This window comes from Ensifer adhaerens, from assembly GCF_001270265.1.
Classification (GTDB): Bacteria; Pseudomonadota; Alphaproteobacteria; order Rhizobiales; family Rhizobiaceae; genus Ensifer; species Ensifer adhaerens_B.
In genome coordinates this window covers 119,019-133,789 of record NZ_LGAP01000001.1, presented here as the reverse complement: position 1 = coordinate 133,789, position 14,771 = coordinate 119,019, and the positions used below count along the sequence as shown (strand labels likewise).

Annotated in this window: 16 protein-coding genes; 8 read left to right on the top strand and 8 right to left on the bottom strand. The window is 62.3% G+C overall.

Going from position 1 to position 14,771, the window contains the following annotated elements; translation table 11 throughout:
* Positions 1–5 precede the first annotated feature (5 nt).
* Together pdxA and rsmA are read left to right on the top strand one after the other, a co-directional pair.
* Positions 6–1,034 (top strand): 4-hydroxythreonine-4-phosphate dehydrogenase PdxA, encoded by a 1,029-nt coding sequence (gene pdxA / locus AC244_RS00605; RefSeq protein WP_053246925.1) that lies wholly within the window; start codon positions 6–8, stop codon positions 1,032–1,034.
* Entirely contained in the window at positions 1,034–1,861 is an 828-nt protein-coding gene (rsmA, locus tag AC244_RS00600; RefSeq protein ID WP_053246924.1) for a 16S rRNA (adenine(1518)-N(6)/adenine(1519)-N(6))-dimethyltransferase RsmA, read from the top strand. The genes pdxA and rsmA overlap by 1 nt, the downstream gene beginning before the upstream one ends.
* Positions 1,862–2,064: 203 nt before the next feature.
* Here the strand turns inward: rsmA and gmk are convergent, their stop codons facing one another.
* The 7 genes from gmk to fabD all read right to left on the bottom strand — a co-directional run bounded on the left by gmk (position 2,065) and on the right by fabD (position 9,041).
* Positions 2,065–2,724, bottom strand: a complete 660-nt coding sequence (gene gmk, locus AC244_RS00595) for a guanylate kinase (protein ID WP_053246923.1) — start codon at positions 2,722–2,724, stop codon at positions 2,065–2,067.
* A 3-nt stretch (positions 2,725–2,727) separates the two neighbouring features.
* Entirely contained in the window at positions 2,728–3,615 is an 888-nt protein-coding gene (locus AC244_RS00590; protein ID WP_053246922.1) for a YicC/YloC family endoribonuclease, read from the bottom strand.
* A 104-nt stretch (positions 3,616–3,719) separates the two neighbouring features.
* On the bottom strand, positions 3,720–4,907 hold the full coding sequence (gene mltG / locus AC244_RS00585; protein WP_053246921.1) for an endolytic transglycosylase MltG: 1,188 nt from the start codon (positions 4,905–4,907) through the stop codon (positions 3,720–3,722).
* Positions 4,908–5,271: 364 nt separating this feature from the next.
* Entirely contained in the window at positions 5,272–6,537 is a 1,266-nt protein-coding gene (fabF, locus tag AC244_RS00580; RefSeq protein ID WP_053246920.1) for a beta-ketoacyl-ACP synthase II, read from the bottom strand.
* A 221-nt stretch (positions 6,538–6,758) separates the two neighbouring features.
* A complete protein-coding gene (locus AC244_RS00575) occupies positions 6,759–6,995 on the bottom strand; it encodes an acyl carrier protein (protein WP_003531676.1) in 237 nt (78 codons plus the stop codon).
* A 336-nt stretch (positions 6,996–7,331) separates the two neighbouring features.
* Positions 7,332–8,069, bottom strand: a complete 738-nt coding sequence (gene fabG / locus AC244_RS00570; protein WP_053246919.1) for a 3-oxoacyl-[acyl-carrier-protein] reductase — start codon at positions 8,067–8,069, stop codon at positions 7,332–7,334.
* Between the two features lie 27 nt (positions 8,070–8,096).
* The gene (fabD, locus tag AC244_RS00565) at positions 8,097–9,041 is read right to left on the bottom strand and encodes an ACP S-malonyltransferase (RefSeq protein WP_053246918.1); all 945 of its coding nucleotides are present in this window, start codon (positions 9,039–9,041) and stop codon (positions 8,097–8,099) included.
* A 249-nt stretch (positions 9,042–9,290) separates the two neighbouring features.
* On the opposite strand from fabD, the gene AC244_RS00560 reads away from it, so the two are divergent.
* The 6 genes from AC244_RS00560 to rplI all read left to right on the top strand — a co-directional run bounded on the left by AC244_RS00560 (position 9,291) and on the right by rplI (position 13,625).
* Positions 9,291–10,334 (top strand): aldo/keto reductase, encoded by a 1,044-nt coding sequence (locus tag AC244_RS00560; RefSeq protein WP_053246917.1) that lies wholly within the window; start codon positions 9,291–9,293, stop codon positions 10,332–10,334.
* Positions 10,335–10,348: 14 nt separating this feature from the next.
* Positions 10,349–10,861, top strand: a complete 513-nt coding sequence (locus tag AC244_RS00555; RefSeq protein ID WP_053246916.1) for a ClbS/DfsB family four-helix bundle protein — start codon at positions 10,349–10,351, stop codon at positions 10,859–10,861.
* 284 nt (positions 10,862–11,145) lie between these two features.
* A complete protein-coding gene (gene rpsF / locus AC244_RS00550) occupies positions 11,146–11,592 on the top strand; it encodes a 30S ribosomal protein S6 (protein WP_025426449.1) in 447 nt (148 codons plus the stop codon).
* A gap of 27 nt (positions 11,593–11,619) precedes the next feature.
* Positions 11,620–11,868: a 30S ribosomal protein S18 gene (gene rpsR, locus AC244_RS00545; protein ID WP_025426448.1), complete on the top strand. Its 249-nt coding sequence runs from the start codon at positions 11,620–11,622 to the stop codon at positions 11,866–11,868.
* 194 nt (positions 11,869–12,062) lie between these two features.
* Positions 12,063–13,016, top strand: a complete 954-nt coding sequence (locus AC244_RS00540) for a hypothetical protein (protein WP_053246915.1) — start codon at positions 12,063–12,065, stop codon at positions 13,014–13,016.
* A gap of 33 nt (positions 13,017–13,049) precedes the next feature.
* The gene (rplI, locus tag AC244_RS00535) at positions 13,050–13,625 is read left to right on the top strand and encodes a 50S ribosomal protein L9 (protein WP_053246914.1); all 576 of its coding nucleotides are present in this window, start codon (positions 13,050–13,052) and stop codon (positions 13,623–13,625) included.
* Positions 13,626–13,698: 73 nt separating this feature from the next.
* Here rplI and AC244_RS00530 read toward each other — a convergent pair whose 3' ends face one another.
* Positions 13,699–14,763: an HlyD family secretion protein gene (locus AC244_RS00530; protein ID WP_053247619.1), complete on the bottom strand. Its 1,065-nt coding sequence runs from the start codon at positions 14,761–14,763 to the stop codon at positions 13,699–13,701.
* Positions 14,764–14,771 lie beyond the last annotated feature (8 nt).

Below are 14,771 nucleotides of genomic sequence, written 5' to 3'. Positions count from 1 at the left end.
CAAAAATGCGTGACACGACCGGCGGGCCCCTCGCCCTGACCATGGGCGATCCCGCCGGGATCGGACTGGATCTTAGTCTGACCACTTGGCTTGGCCGCCGCGAACGCTCGACGCCGCCATTCGTTTTCATCGGCGACCCTACAGTTCTCGCGGCGCGGGCAGCATTGCTCGGCCATACGGTTGCTATCCGCGAGACCGACTGCGCGGATGCCGTCTCCACGTTTGCCGATGCCTTGCCCGTTCTGCCGGTGCGCTGCCCTTCTCCCGTCATTGCTGGCGAGGCGGATTCTGCCAATGCTCCGGCTGTAACGGGCTCGATCGACACAGGCGTAAAGCTGGTCATGGATGGCGAAGCTTCGGCCCTTGTCACCAACCCGATCGCCAAGGCCGTGCTCTACGAAGCCGGTTTCCGGTTCCCGGGGCATACCGAATACCTTGCGGATCTCGCGGAGAGGGCCACCGGCGAGACCCTGTTGCCGGTAATGATGTTGGCCGGCCCCAAGCTTCGCGCCGTGCCGGTGACCATCCACATCCCGCTGAAAGACGTGCCCGCCCAATTGACGGCGGATCTGATCTATCGGACCTGCATCATTACCGCGGCGGACCTTCGCACACGCTTCGGCCTATCGAGGCCGAAGCTGGCAATCGCCGGGCTCAATCCCCATGCAGGCGAAGGTGGGGCACTCGGTGCCGAAGATGATGCCGTCATCCGTCCGGTTGTCGAACGGCTGCACTTAGAAGGCATAGACGCGACCGGGCCACTGCCCGCCGACACGATGTTTCACGACCGCGCCCGTGCGACCTATGACGTGGCGATCTGCATGTACCACGATCAGGCACTGATCCCTGCCAAGGCACTTGGATTCGACGACAGCGTCAATGTCACTCTCGGCCTTCCTTTCATCCGGACGTCGCCAGACCATGGTACCGCCTTCAGCCTCGCGGGTAAGGGCATCGCCCGGGACGAGAGCCTGTTTGCAGCTCTGAAGCTCGCGGCACAGCTTTCCAACAATGCCGCAGGAGTTATCGTCTGATGGCCGCTCTCGACGGGCTCCCGCCGCTGCGGGATGTAATCCAGCGCCATGGCCTCGACGCCAAGAAGGCGCTTGGGCAGAACTTCCTGCTCGACCTCAACCTCACGCAGAAGATCGCCCGGACGGCAGGCCCGCTCGAGGATGTGACTGTCATCGAAGTCGGCCCCGGCCCCGGCGGCCTGACGCGGGCGATCCTGGCGCTTGGCGCCAAGAAGGTCGTGGCGATCGAACGGGACGCTCGTTGCCTGCCGGCGCTTGCCGAAATCTCCGATCATTATCCGAACCGGCTCGACGTCATCGAAGGCGATGCGCTCAAGATCGATTTCGAGGAGATCGGCGGTGGCGGCCCCGTCAAGATCATCGCCAACCTACCCTATAATGTCGGCACGCAGCTTCTCGTCAATTGGCTCCTGCCAAAGACCTGGCCACCCTTCTGGCAGTCGCTGACACTGATGTTCCAGCGCGAGGTGGGCTTGAGGATCGTCGCGGACGCCGACGACGATCACTATGGACGCCTGGGGGTCCTCTGCGGCTGGCGGACGAACGCCCGCATGGCCTTCGACGTGCCGCCGCAGGCCTTCACGCCTCCGCCCAAGGTAACCTCCTCAGTGGTGCATCTGGAGCCGGTGACCAATCCTATCCCGTGCACGGTGTCGTCGCTGGAGAAAGTGACGCATGCGGCCTTCGGTCAGCGCCGCAAGATGCTCCGCCAGAGCTTGAAGCCGGTCGGTGGCGAAGCGCTGCTGGCAAAAGCCGATATCGATCCGCAGCGGCGCGCTGAAACACTTTCCGTTGAAGAATTCTGCCGGCTGGCAAACTGCCTCTAGGGCATTTCCAGGAAAAGTGCGAAGCGGTTTTCCGTCAGGAAATGCGTAAAAACAAAGAGATAGAGCGTTTCTGCGACTCCGTCTAAACCGGAAACGCTCTAGGGCATGTCGCCCGAAGGGGCGCTGCGGCTTCGCGGGCGCGACAAGCGTACCGGCAAATACCGATATCGGCGGTGGCCGGCATCGCCGGCCACGCCCTCCCGTCAGAACGGGTTTTCCGTCAGAAGTCCATTGACGAATTCGAACAGGCCCGGGCGGCGGTCTCGACGCAGACGCTCGGCCTCGACGATCGCGCGCACCGCCGAGAAGGCACGATCGAGATCGTCGTTGAGAACGATATAGTCGTATTCGCGCCAATGTTCGATTTCAGCACGCGAGTTGGCCAGGCGGGTGGCGATGACTTCCTCGCTGTCTTCGGCCCGACGATGCAGCCGCGATTGCAGCTCGGCCATCGACGGCGGCAGGATGAAGATCGAGACGACGTCGCCGGCCATCTTCTCCTGAAGCTGCTGCGCGCCCTGCCAGTCGATATCAAAGAGCATATCGCAACCCGCGGCCATCGCCGCTTCGACGGCGTCGCGCGGGGTGCCATAGAAGTTGCCGTGAACCTCGGCCCATTCCAGCAGCGAGTCGGTCGCCCGCAGCGCTTCGAACTCGCGAATCGATTTGAAGTGATAGTGCCGTCCATCGATTTCGCTCGGGCGACGCTGACGCGTGGTGACGCTCACCGAGATGCTCATCTCGGGATCGGCTTCGAGCAGGTTGCGCGCGATCGTCGACTTTCCCGCACCCGAGGGTGAGGAGATGACGAGCATCAGCCCGCGTCGGGCGATCTTGATGGGCGAAGGGGTCGCCGATTTCATGCGTTACTCCAGATTCTGAACCTGTTCGCGGAACTGATCGATCACAACCTTCAACTCGATGCCGGCTGCGGATACCGTAGCGGCATTCGACTTGGAACAGATCGTATTCGATTCGCGGTTAAATTCCTGTGCCAGGAAATCGAGCTTTCGGCCAACCGGCCCGCCTTTTGACAACAGATCGCGGGCAGCGACGATATGAGAACCGAGCCTGTCCAGCTCTTCTCTCAGGTCTGCCTTGGTGGCAAGCAATGCCACTTCGGCATGCAACCGGTCCCGGTCGAGCGAAGAGCCGTTACCCATCACCAGTGCCACCTGCTGCGCCAGCCTTTCAGCAATTGCCGCAGCGCCGCGCGAGGGATCGGCCTCGACCGTTCCCGTCAGCTTTTCGATGGTGTCGACCTGCGCCAACAGGATTTGACAGAGTGCCCCTCCCTCCTCCTCGCGCATCTCGCGCAGATCGGTCAGAGCGAGCTTGAGACCCGTCAGAATATCGTCGTCGAGCGCCGCGCGTTGCGTTTCGCTTTCCTCGGGCTCGCGGAAGTCGACAATGCCGCGGATCGCCAGCAGCGTATCGAACTTGAGCGGCGCGGGATCCACGAGGTCGCCGAGCTGCTCGCGCAGGTTCAAGACAGCCGTCAACGCAGCCTGGTTCACCACCGCTTCGACCGCGCTCTCCCCCCCGCTGACGGACAGGCTGATCTGCAGATTTCCACGAGAGAAAAATTCCGCAGCGAGCCGGCGCACGTCCGGCTCGAACCGTTCAAGGCCTTGCGGCAGGCGCAGCCTGACATCGAGGCCCTTGCCGTTGACGGAGCGCAGTTCCCAGGCCCAGCGATGGCGGCCGCTGCTGCCTTCTCTCCGGGCAAAGCCGGTCATTGATTGGAGCGGCATCCTCACCTCCGTTGCGCTTTCTGAAAGAAGCAATAAGGCGACGGCGCGGCATCCCGCAAGGGATATCCGCGCCGTGATTCGTCCGTCCACAATGCAGGCGGTTGTTACTGAGGCTGCGCCGTCGTTGCCGCGTCCTGGGCGGCCTTCGCCGCTTCGGCTGCCTTCTCGGCTTCCACCTTGCGCCAGCGGCGAACATTGGCGTTGTGTTCATCCAATGTCACGGCAAAGACGTGGCCACCCGTGCCATCGGCAACGAAGTAGAGCTCTGGCGTGCGCGACGGATTGGCAACGGCTTCCAGTGCGGCGCGCCCTGGGTTGGCGATCGGCGTCGGCGGCAGGCCCTTGATGATGTAGGTGTTGTAGGGCGTATCCTTGTCCAGGTCCGACTTCAGGATCGGCCGGTCCGCCGGTTTCCCCTCACCGCCGAAAATGCCGTAAATGATCGTCGGATCCGACTGCAGGCGCATGCCTTTATCGAGGCGGTTGATGAAGACAGAGGCAACACGCGGGCGCTCGTCGGCCCGCCCGGTTTCCTTCTCCACGATCGACGCCAGGGTCACGAACTCCTCGACGGTCGAGACGGGGAGGTTCGGATCGCGCTTTTCCCAGATCTGGTCGACCAGCATCTTCTGCGCAGCCGCCATCTGCTGGACGATTTCAATGCGCTTGGTACCACGGGTAAATTTGTAGGTGTCCGGCTTCAGCGAACCTTCGGCAGGCAGTTCCTGCGGCAGATCACCGACCAGAACCCCGTCATCGGACAAGCGATGGAACATCTGCTTGACCGTCAGACCTTCGGGCAGCGATACGGAATAGAGAATGGACTTGCCGGATTTCAACAGCTGCATGATCTCCTGCATCGAAGATCCAGCCTTGATCTCGTATTCGCCGGCCTTCAGCGTGTCGTTGTCAAGGTAAGCCTCCGAGACGAACCTGAAGACGCGGCCATCGGTGATGATGTTGCCGCGCTCGAGGCCGCTGGCGATCTCGCTGATACCGGCGCCGCTTCTGACGATGAAGTTCTTGTTGGCTTCGAGCGGGCCCGGTCTTTCGTACTGGTGCATCGCATAATAGACCGTGCCCGCCGCTGCGAGCGCGACGAAAACGATAACGGTCATGACGAAATTCAGGAAGATCACGACCTGGCTGCGCGCCTTGCGCGAACGCTTCGGCGGCTGCGGCGCCTTCTCAGGCCGCAAGGCTTCGCTGGCCGATTTCGGAATGATCGGCCCGTTGTTCCCGGTGTCACTGCGGCCGAATTGCGCCGCGCCGTTCTCGTTTGAGTCGCTCACGATTGTCCCGAACCCGAAATTCGCATCCTCATTCTAGCTGCCGCGGTGCGAATTTCGGCCTGGACCGTGGCAGGTATAAACAAAACGTTTGAGCCGCAGCCATCCCTTGGGGTTGGCAGTGGAATAAATGGTCTCGGCGCATCCGCCGGTCAACGGCGTTTCGCTCGAAGACAGCCAGCATGCGCCCGGCAATAGCAATACAACAAACTGTCAGATGTGCCTTGCGCGAACATAGCCGTCGGGCAGCGCCAATCCCTGTGAAAGGCGGCACGTCCTCCTGCTACATGCTTGTAGCGAGCAATGCGGCAAAAGCAGGATCAACGGGGCGGTGACGAGCATCGCCCCGTTGATAACCTCGGTAATATCAAACGCCGGTGTAGCGGCGCAGAACCAGCGAAGCGTTTGTGCCGCCGAAGCCGAAGGAATTCGACAGCGCGATGTTGATCTCGCGCTTGCGCGCAACATGCGGCACCAGATCGATCTTGGTCTCGACGGAGGGGTTGTCGAGGTTCAGCGTCGGCGGCGCGATGTTGTCGCGGATCGCCAGCACAGAGAAGATCGCTTCCACCGCGCCGGCAGCGCCCAGCAGGTGGCCGATTGCCGATTTGGTCGATGACATCGAGATCTTCGAGGCGTGCTCGCCGACGAGCCGTTCGACGGCGCCAAGCTCGATCGTGTCGGCCATGGTCGAGGTGCCATGGGCGTTGATGTAGTCGACGTCAGCCGCGGTCAGGCCGGCACGCTTCAGCGCCATCTGCATGCAGCGATAGGCGCCGTCGCCGTCTTCGGACGGCGCTGTGATGTGGTAGGCATCGCCGGAGAGACCGTAGCCGACGACTTCGGCATAGATCTTCGCGCCGCGCGCTTTGGCGTGTTCCAGTTCTTCCAGGATCACGATGCCGGCGCCCTCGCCCATGACGAAACCGTCACGGTCGACATCATAGGGACGCGACGCCTTCTGCGGATCGTCGTTGTGCTGCGTCGAGAGCGCCTTGCAGGCGGCAAAACCCGCCAGCGAGATGCGGCAGATCGGCGATTCGGCGCCACCGGCCACCATGACATCGGCATCGCCGAGCGCGATCAGGCGACTTGCGTCGCCGATAGCATGGGCGCCGGTCGAGCAGGCGGTGACAACAGAGTGATTGGGACCGCGCAGCTTGTGGCGGATCGAAACCTGGCCGGAGGCAAGATTGATCAGACGGCCGGGGATGAAGAAGGGCGAAATGCGCCGAGGGCCCTTGTCGCGCAGCGTGTAGCCGCCTTCGACAATACCTTCGAGACCGCCAATGCCCGAGCCGATCAGGACGCCGGTTGCAATCTGGTCTTCGTCGTTTTCGGGCTTCCAGCCGGCGTCGGCCAGCGCCATGTCGGCAGCGGCCATGGCGTAGACGATGAAAGGATCAACCTTGCGCTGTTCCTTCGGTTCCATCCAGTTATCGGCATTGAAAGTGTTGTTCGAGCCATCGCCGAACGGAAGGCGACACGCGATCTTCGCGGGAAGATCTTCGACTTCGAATTCCGTGACCTTGCGCGCAGCATTGTCGCCTGCGATCAGGCGCGCCCAAGTTGCCTCGGTTCCGCAACCCAAGGGAGATACCATGCCGGTACCGGTGATAACGACACGTCTCATAGTCCGCGACCCACCCTGACTGTTCAATTTCAGAGCCGGATCGGACCACGCGTGACGAACCCGATCCGTGCATCCATTTTAAGTTCTTGTAGCAACGATCAGAGGGAAATGCGGGACCGCTTTGCTGATCGAGAAACCCGCGCTCAGCGCGAGACAGCCCACTTCCCCTGGGCTGGTACGGGCCGCTGAACGCGGCCCGTCTACGGCTTGGCCGTGAAAGATTAGGCCTGAGCCTTTTCGATGAACTTGACGGCGTCGCCGACAGTCAGGATCGAATCCGCGGCATCATCCGGGATTTCGACGCCGAATTCTTCTTCGAATGCCATGACCAGTTCGACGGTGTCGAGCGAGTCCGCGCCGAGGTCATCGATAAAGCTTGCGCCTTCGCTGACCTTTTCGGCGTCGACGCCAAGATGATCAATAACAATTTTCTTTACGCGTTCTGCGATATCGCTCATGTCGGAGTTCCTCGACCTTCGTTTCTCTGGGCGCCTTTCTGGCACCGGTACTCTCAATAAGCCTGATAGACCAAGACGGTCCAACGGGCAATCCATCCAACCAGAACCGCGGCAAACCCAGGGCAGCCAAGGCTGCCGGACACCTGGCGGGGCCGGTCGACTGCTAACAGTCATGGCCCGATTAACACGGTTTAAGTCTGTCGCAAAGTGCGAAAATGCCTGACAATCGCTTGCTCAACATTGAATTTCAGGCATTTGGCAGGTGGTATGCCGGAGCATTGAAGGCCACGATCGCGCCGGTTTCGCGTGCATGGCATGCTGGCCCCGGACACCCCGTCAGATCATCGCCATGCCGCCGTTGACGTGAATGGTCTGGCCGGTCACGTAGCCTGCCTCGTTCGAAGCGAGATAAACGACGGCAGATGCAATCTCGGCACCAGTGCCCATGCGCTTCATCGGGATCGCTCCCATGATGCCTTCCTTCTGCTTGTCGTTCAGCTTGCCGGTCATGGCGCTCTCGATGAAGCCGGGAGCGACGCAGTTGACCGTGACGTTGCGGGTCGCGATTTCCTGGGCGAGCGACTTCGAAAAGCCGATCATGCCGGCCTTTGAGGCGCAGTAGTTGGCCTGGCCGGGGTTGCCGGTGACGCCGACGATCGACGTGATGTTGACGATACGGCCGAAGCGGCGGCGCATCATCGGATGGGTCAGCTCGCGGGTCAGGCGGAACACGGCGGTCAGGTTGACCTCCAGAACATTGTCCCAGTCCTCGTCGCTCATGCGAACGAAAAGGCCGTCCTTGGTGATGCCGGCATTGTTGACGAGGATGTCGACGCCGCCCAGTTCAGCTTCGGCCTTCTCGCCGAGCGCCTTGACTTCGGCGCGGTCGGACAGATTGGCCGGGAACAACTGAACGCGCTCGCCGAGCTCGTTGGCAAGCGCCTCGAGCTTTTCGACACGCGTGCCGTGAAGGCCGACGATTGCGCCCTGAGCGTGCAGCATGCGGGCGATTTCCTCGCCGATACCACCGGATGCACCGGTTACAAGAGCCTTACGGCCGGAAAGATCGAACATCGGATTGATTCCTTATAACTGGAGCACTCAGGCCAGAAGCGCCGAGAGCGCGGTGTCGATATCGGCAGGCGTGTTGACGGTAATGCCGGTGACGGATTTGTCGATCCGGCGGGCAAGCCCGGTGAGAACCTTGCCGGAGCCCACTTCATAAAGTGTCGCGACGTTGTTGGCGGCGAACCATTCCACCGTCTCGCGCCAGCGAACCTGGCCGGTGACCTGCTCGACGAGAAGGCGCGCGATCTCGGTCGCGTCGCTGACCGGAGCGGCCAAGACGTTGGCGATGACAGGCACCGACGGATTGTGCTTTTCGACCTTGGCGAGCGCCTCGCGCATTGCCTCGGCCGCGGGCGCCATCAGGCTTGAATGGAAGGGAGCCGAAACCGGCAGCATCAGGGCGCGCTTGGCACCTTTTTCCGACGCAAGTGCTGCAGCCTTCTCGACAGCCGCCTTCTCGCCGGAGATCACCAGCTGGCCGCCGCCATTGTCGTTGGCGATCTGGCAGGAACCAAGCGCGGAGGCTTCGCGGCAGATGGCGTCGACATCCGCATGCTCAAGACCGATGATTGCCGCCATCGCGCCCTTGCCTACGGGCACGGCCGCCTGCATGGCGTTGCCGCGGATGCGCAGCAGGCGCGCCGTGTCGGCGATCGAGAAGGTTCCGGCGGCGCAGAGCGCGGAGTATTCGCCGAGCGAATGACCAGCCACGAACGAGACCTTGCTCTTGAGATCGAGACCCTTGGCCTCAAGCACCCGGATCACCGCCATCGATACGGCCATCAGCGCGGGCTGGGCGTTGGCCGTCAGTGTCAGCGTTTCCTCGGGGCCGTTCCACATGGTTTCGGAGAGTTTCTCGCCGAGCGCCTCGTCGACCTCGGCAAACACTGCCGCTGCTTCCGGAAACGCGTCCGCCAGATCCTTGCCCATGCCGACAGCCTGGCTGCCCTGGCCCGGGAACGTGAATGCAATACTCATGGGATTGTCCCTTCCCTAGTTTTCCTCTCCATTCACATTCCTGAACGGCGAGTCAAGCGCGCAGGCCCGGCTTTGCGGGCTTCGCACGGCCTTTTGCCCTTGATCTTCGCCAATCAAGGCGTAAGTTTGCCGCGCATCGCCGCCCTGCCCGATCGACCGTCCCCTGGGCTTGCGGCCTTCACCCAATTCTGGCGCGGGCACCCCTTTCCTCCCTGGTCGAGGCTCGCCTTTCACAAGGATCACCACTCAATGCGTTACAACACGCTTGGCCGGACCGGCATCAAGGTTTCCGAAATCTGCCTGGGCACAATGACCTGGGGCTCCCAGAACTCGGAGGCCGAGGCGCACGAACAACTCGACTGCGCGTTCGACAAGGGCGTGAACTTCATCGACACCGCCGAACTTTATCCGACGACGCCGCTTTCCGCCGAGACCTACGGCAATACCGAGCGCATCATCGGCGAGTGGCTGGCAAAGCGTGGCCGTCGCGACGACGTCGTTGTCGCCACCAAGGTCGCCGGCTCCGGCCGGCCTTACATCCGCAACGGCGGCCCGATCACCCCGGAAGGTATCGGTGCGGCGGTCGAGGCCAGCCTCAAGCGGCTAAAGACGGATTATATCGACCTCTACCAGATCCACTGGCCGAACCGCGGCCACTATCATTTCCGCAACGCCTGGTCCTATGAGCCCGCCAGGCAGGACAAGGCCCATGTGGCCGCTGACCTGAAGGCTATCCTCGAAAAGCTCGGCGAAGTGGTGAAGGCAGGCAAGGTGCGCGCGATCGGCCTTTCGAACGACACCGCCTGGGGTACGATGAAGATGATCGACATGGCGGAGCGGCGCGACCTGCCGCGTGTCGCCTCGATCCAGAACGAATACAATCTTCTCTACAGAGCCTACGATCTCGACCTTGCCGAACTCTCGCACCATGAGGATGTCGGGCTGCTCGCCTATTCTCCGCTCGCCGCCGGCCTGTTGACCGGCAAGTATCTTGACGGCGCCCGGCCGACGGGGTCGCGCCTCGCGATCAACGGCGACCTCGGCGGCCGCTTCACGCCGCACCAGGAGCCGGCCGTCGCCGGCTACGTGGCGCTTGCCCGCGAACACGGGATCGACCCAGCGCAGTTGGCGATCGCCTTCTGCCTCGCCCGTCCGTTCATGGCCTCCGTCATCATCGGCGCAACCTCGATGGAGCAGTTGAAGACGGATCTCGGCGCGGCGGGAATGACGCTGTCTCAGGACGTCATGAACGGCATTCGCCGCCTGCACCGGCTCTATCCCATGCCGATCTGAGCGCGAAACAGCAAATGGCCGTGCCCCGGACGAAAGCCGAACTTCTGAGCGCGATCGAGACGGAGTTCGCCAAGCTCGAACGCGAACTCGACAGCATACCGCCGGAGCGATTCGCCGAGCCATCGCTCGATGGCCACGCCAAGGGCACGATGATGAGCGTCGGCGACCTCGTCGCCTACCTCATCGGCTGGGGCGAACTGGTGATCAAGTGGATCGAACGGGACGAACAAGGTCTGCCCGTCGATTTTCCGGAGACGGGGTTCAAGTGGAACGAACTCGGTCGGCTCGCGCAGAAATTCTATAGCGACTACCGAGCGCTCCCGCCCTCTGAACTCCTGTCTCGCCTTGCAGGCAGCAAGGCGGCATTGGTCGCCCTGATCGAGGCGCGTGACGATCAAGCGCTCTATGCTCAGGCGTGGTATGACAAATGGCCGCTCGGCCGGATGATTCAGTTCAACACGTCCTCGCCCTATGCCAATGCCCGAGGTCGCTTGCGCAAGTGGAAGAAGGTCATAGGAGCCGCTTAGAGGGCGAAGCGAGGCGAAAAGGCCGAGCAAGCCTTGCCTTTCGCTGAAATATGCGTATAAGCGCGCTGTTCGAAATGCCCGGTCTTCTGGCTGGTGGCTGAACGGAGGGCCGGCTTCCTCGAGGGGAGCCGTTAGGATTGCAAGTCTTTCCGGCCTCCCGTGTCTCCGCTCTCGACCGTCTCGATACAACACTTTCTTGCCGGCTGCCTGTCAGCCAATAAGAACAGTCGTTGAGGCTTAGCCGCCGATGTCCGGGCTGATTAACGCAAGAAAGGTAAGCCACAATGGCTCTTTATGAACACGTATTCCTGGCCCGCCAGGACATCACGCCGCAGCAGGTCGACGGTCTCGTCGAGCAGTACAAGGGCGTGCTCGAAGCAAACGGCGGCAAGGTCGGTCGCGTCGAGAACTGGGGCCTCAAGTCCCTCACCTACCGCATCAAGAAGAACCGTAAGGCTCACTACGTTCTCATGGACATCGATGCTCCGGCAGCGGCTGTTCACGAAATCGAGCGTCAGATGCGCATCAACGAAGACGTCCTGCGCTACATGACGATCGCCGTCGAGAAGCACGAAGAAGGCCCGTCTGCCATGATGCAGAAGCGCGACCGCGACGACCGTCCGCGCCGCGATGGCGACCGTCCGGAGCGTGGCTTCGGCGACCGTGGTCCGCGTCCGGACCGTGGCGACCGCGAAGACCGCCCGCGTCGTCCGCGCGAAGACCGCGCGTAATCAAGAAGCTTTAGGAGATTAAAGACAATGGCTGAAGTTTCTTCCGCTCCGGTTCGTCGCCCGTTCCACCGTCGCCGCAAGACCTGCCCCTTCTCGGGCGCAAACGCTCCGCGGATCGACTACAAGGACATCCGTCTTCTGCAGCGCTACATTTCCGAGCGCGGCAAGATCGTTCCTTCCCGCATCACGGCCGTTTCCCAGAAGAAGCAGCGCGAACTCGCCCAGGCGATCAAGCGCGCCCGCTTCCTCGGCCTGCTGCCCTACGTCGTTTCGTAACAACGGCTGACCTTCCGTTGGTCGCCTGACTCAACGGAAACCGACTCAAGGGCAAGGCGCTCTCTTTACGTGATCGCCTTGCCCTCTCCCTTCCGCGTTGGGCGCGGATCGGAACCCTGTGTGGAAACACGCAGAAATCCCATGTTGGGGCTGAGCCTGGCCATCCCCTAACTGCACGAAGCAGGACAGCAAACGTGAAGAACTTGAACAAGACATCGCTGCTGACCGGCGTTCTCGCCGGCTTTACCGCTGCCCTCCTGTCGATGGGCGCGAACACGCAGTCGTCGCTTGCGATCGTTCTCTATGCCGCTTCGGCGCTCCCCATTCTCATTGCCGGCCTCGGCTGGGGCAATGCAGCCGCGATCACCGCCATCGTCAGCGCCGGCGCTACGGCTGCCGCTTTGGTGTCGCCCTATTTCGCGCTGCTGATCCTCGTCGTGACGCTGATCCCGGCCGGCTGGCTCAGCCACCTGGCCAATCTGGCGCGCCCGGCCACCGAACTCGGCGGCCCGGACGGCGCGCTTGCCTGGTACCCACTTTCCGACATTCTCAGCCACCTCGCCGGTCTGGTGACCGCCGGCATGATCATCGTCGGCTTCATCGTCGGATATGATTCTGGTGTGTCCGACCGCATGGTCGACATCGTCATCCAGGCCGTGAAGGCGCAGGAACCGCTTTACAATCCGGACGCCGCAGCAATTGCCCAGATCAAGTCGATCTTCACGCTGGCGCTACCCCTCATCCAGGGTGCCGTCTGGGTGGTGATGCTGTTTTCCGCCTATTATGTCGCCACCCGCATCGTGCAGATGTCGGGCCGGTCGCTGCGCCCGCGCGAGGACATTCCGTCGACGCTGCGCATGCACCGCAACGCGATCTTCATCTTTCTCGGCGGCCTGGTCCTGACCTTTGTGGGCGGCGCCCCGGCGACAATCGGCGCGCTGGTCTGCGGAACCTTCGGCGCAGGCTTCCTGCTCGCCGGCTTTGCATCCTTCCATTTCCGCACGCGCGGCAAGTCCTGGCGGCTTCCCGTGCTGTGGATCGCATACCTGTCGGTGCTCGTGTTCACGATCCCGGCAATCTTCTTCCTCCTCACGGGCCTGACCGATACGCGACGCACCATCGCGGTCACCCCGGTGGAAAAAAACTGACCTACGAAACCTGAACTCTGAAAGGAAACGAACATGCAAGTCATTCTTCTCGAACGTATCGCAAAGCTCGGCCAGATGGGCGAAACCGTAAAGGTTCGCGACGGCTTCGCACGCAACTATCTGCTGCCGCTCGGCAAGGCACTGCGCGCCAACGCTGCCAACAAGGCCCGTTTCGAATCCGAGCGCTCGACGCTCGAAGCCCGTAACCTCGAGCGCAAGTCGGAAGCCCAGAAGGTTGCCGAGAAGCTCGACGGCAAGTCCTTCATCATCGTGCGCTCGGCTGGCGAAACCGGCCAGCTCTACGGTTCGGTTGCTGCTCGCGACGTTATCGAAGTCCTGGCTGCCGCCGGCTTCAACATCGGCCGCAACCAGGTCGACCTGAACCACCCGATCAAGTCGATCGGCCTGCACAACGTCACGCTGCACCTGCATTCGGAAGTCGAAATCGCAGTTGAAGTCAACGTTGCCCGTTCGGCTGAAGAAGCTGAGCGCCAGTCCAAGGGCGAAAGCCTGACCTCGGCCGACGCCATCTACGGCGTTGACGAAGATGCGCTGAAGCCGGAAGACTTCTTCAACCCGGAAGCCGAATTCGAAGGCGAAGAAGAATAAGCCTTACAGGCCATTCTGAATGCGAAAGCCCGGATCCTTGGATCCGGGCTTTTTCTTTGCCGTCGGCTCGGCTTCAGCTATGGGCAAGCTCAGCGACGGGAGCGGCGTCCTTATCGACGCGCACGACAACCGACAGGCCCGGCGACAACAGATCGGCGAGCGGCTGGCCGGGATCGACGGCGATCCGGACACCGACGCGCTGGGCGACCTTGGTGAAGTTGCCGGTAGCGTTGTCCGGGCGGATGATGCTGAACTCGGAGCCCGCGGCGGGCGAGAAGCGCTCGATATGCCCGGTCAGCATGCTCTTCTGCAGCGCGTCGACCGAAATGGTCACCGGCTGACCGGTCTTCATGCCGTCGAGCTGCGTTTCCTTGAAGTTTGCGAGCACCCACACGTCATGCGGCACGACGGCCAGCAATTGCGAGCCGGCGGTGACGTATTGGCCGAGGCGCGCACCGATCTCGCCGAGCTTGCCATCGCGAGGGGCGACGATCCGGGTGTTTTCGAGATCGATCCGCGCCAGTTCCACGGCCGCCTCGGCGCCGGCGACGGCCGCCTGCAGACCGGCACGGGCGCCAAGCGTGGTGGCCAGCGCCTGGCGAGAAACCTCCAGCCCGGCTTCAGCCTGGTTGACGGCGGCTTCTGCCTGCTCGAACGCCGCGCGCGACTGATCGGCGTCGCTGCGCGTCGAGATGCCTTTTTCCGCCAGCGGCCGGATCCTGCCCCAGGATGCGCTCGCCCTGTTGAGCGCCGCCTTCGCGCTGTCCAGTTGTGCGTCACTGGCAGCGATGCCCGCCTTGGCGGACAATTCCTGTTGACGTGAATTGGCGAGCGACGCCTTCTGGGCGGCAAGTGTCGCCTCCGCCTGGGCCAGCTTCTGCGCGTAGATGCGATCGTCGATCCTAACGAGCAACTGCCCGGCCTTGACCTCTTCGTAGTCGTGCACCGGAACCTCGGCGACGTAACCGGAGAGCTGCGGGCTCATGATGGTCAGGTAACCCCTGACATAGGCGTTCTCCGTCATCTCCACGGAACTGTGGAACGGCGGCAGACGCCAGGCATAGAGCACCAGGGTCAGGCCCGAGAGGCCAGCGAGCAACACGATGATGGTGGTCGGTGAGCGCAAGAATTTCAGCATGGTCGTCA

What these genes read in the sequence shown, in the direction of transcription:
- pdxA (WP_053246925.1), top strand. Translation starts at nt 6, where the DNA reads ATGCGTGACACGACCGGCGGGCCCCTCGCCCTGACCATGGGCGATCCC.
- rsmA (WP_053246924.1), top strand. Translation starts at nt 1,034, where the DNA reads ATGGCCGCTCTCGACGGGCTCCCGCCGCTGCGGGATGTAATCCAGCGC.
- gmk (WP_053246923.1), bottom strand. Translation starts at nt 2,724, where the DNA reads ATGAAATCGGCGACCCCTTCGCCCATCAAGATCGCCCGACGCGGGCTG.
- AC244_RS00590 (WP_053246922.1), bottom strand. Translation starts at nt 3,615, where the DNA reads ATGCCGCTCCAATCAATGACCGGCTTTGCCCGGAGAGAAGGCAGCAGC.
- fabF (WP_053246920.1), bottom strand. Translation starts at nt 6,537, where the DNA reads ATGAGACGTGTCGTTATCACCGGTACCGGCATGGTATCTCCCTTGGGT.
- AC244_RS00575 (WP_003531676.1), bottom strand. Translation starts at nt 6,995, where the DNA reads ATGAGCGATATCGCAGAACGCGTAAAGAAAATTGTTATTGATCATCTT.
- fabG (WP_053246919.1), bottom strand. Translation starts at nt 8,069, where the DNA reads ATGTTCGATCTTTCCGGCCGTAAGGCTCTTGTAACCGGTGCATCCGGT.
- fabD (WP_053246918.1), bottom strand. Translation starts at nt 9,041, where the DNA reads ATGAGTATTGCATTCACGTTCCCGGGCCAGGGCAGCCAGGCTGTCGGC.
- AC244_RS00560 (WP_053246917.1), top strand. Translation starts at nt 9,291, where the DNA reads ATGCGTTACAACACGCTTGGCCGGACCGGCATCAAGGTTTCCGAAATC.
- AC244_RS00555 (WP_053246916.1), top strand. Translation starts at nt 10,349, where the DNA reads ATGGCCGTGCCCCGGACGAAAGCCGAACTTCTGAGCGCGATCGAGACG.
- rpsF (WP_025426449.1), top strand. Translation starts at nt 11,146, where the DNA reads ATGGCTCTTTATGAACACGTATTCCTGGCCCGCCAGGACATCACGCCG.
- rpsR (WP_025426448.1), top strand. Translation starts at nt 11,620, where the DNA reads ATGGCTGAAGTTTCTTCCGCTCCGGTTCGTCGCCCGTTCCACCGTCGC.
- rplI (WP_053246914.1), top strand. Translation starts at nt 13,050, where the DNA reads ATGCAAGTCATTCTTCTCGAACGTATCGCAAAGCTCGGCCAGATGGGC.
- AC244_RS00530 (WP_053247619.1), bottom strand. Translation starts at nt 14,763, where the DNA reads ATGCTGAAATTCTTGCGCTCACCGACCACCATCATCGTGTTGCTCGCT.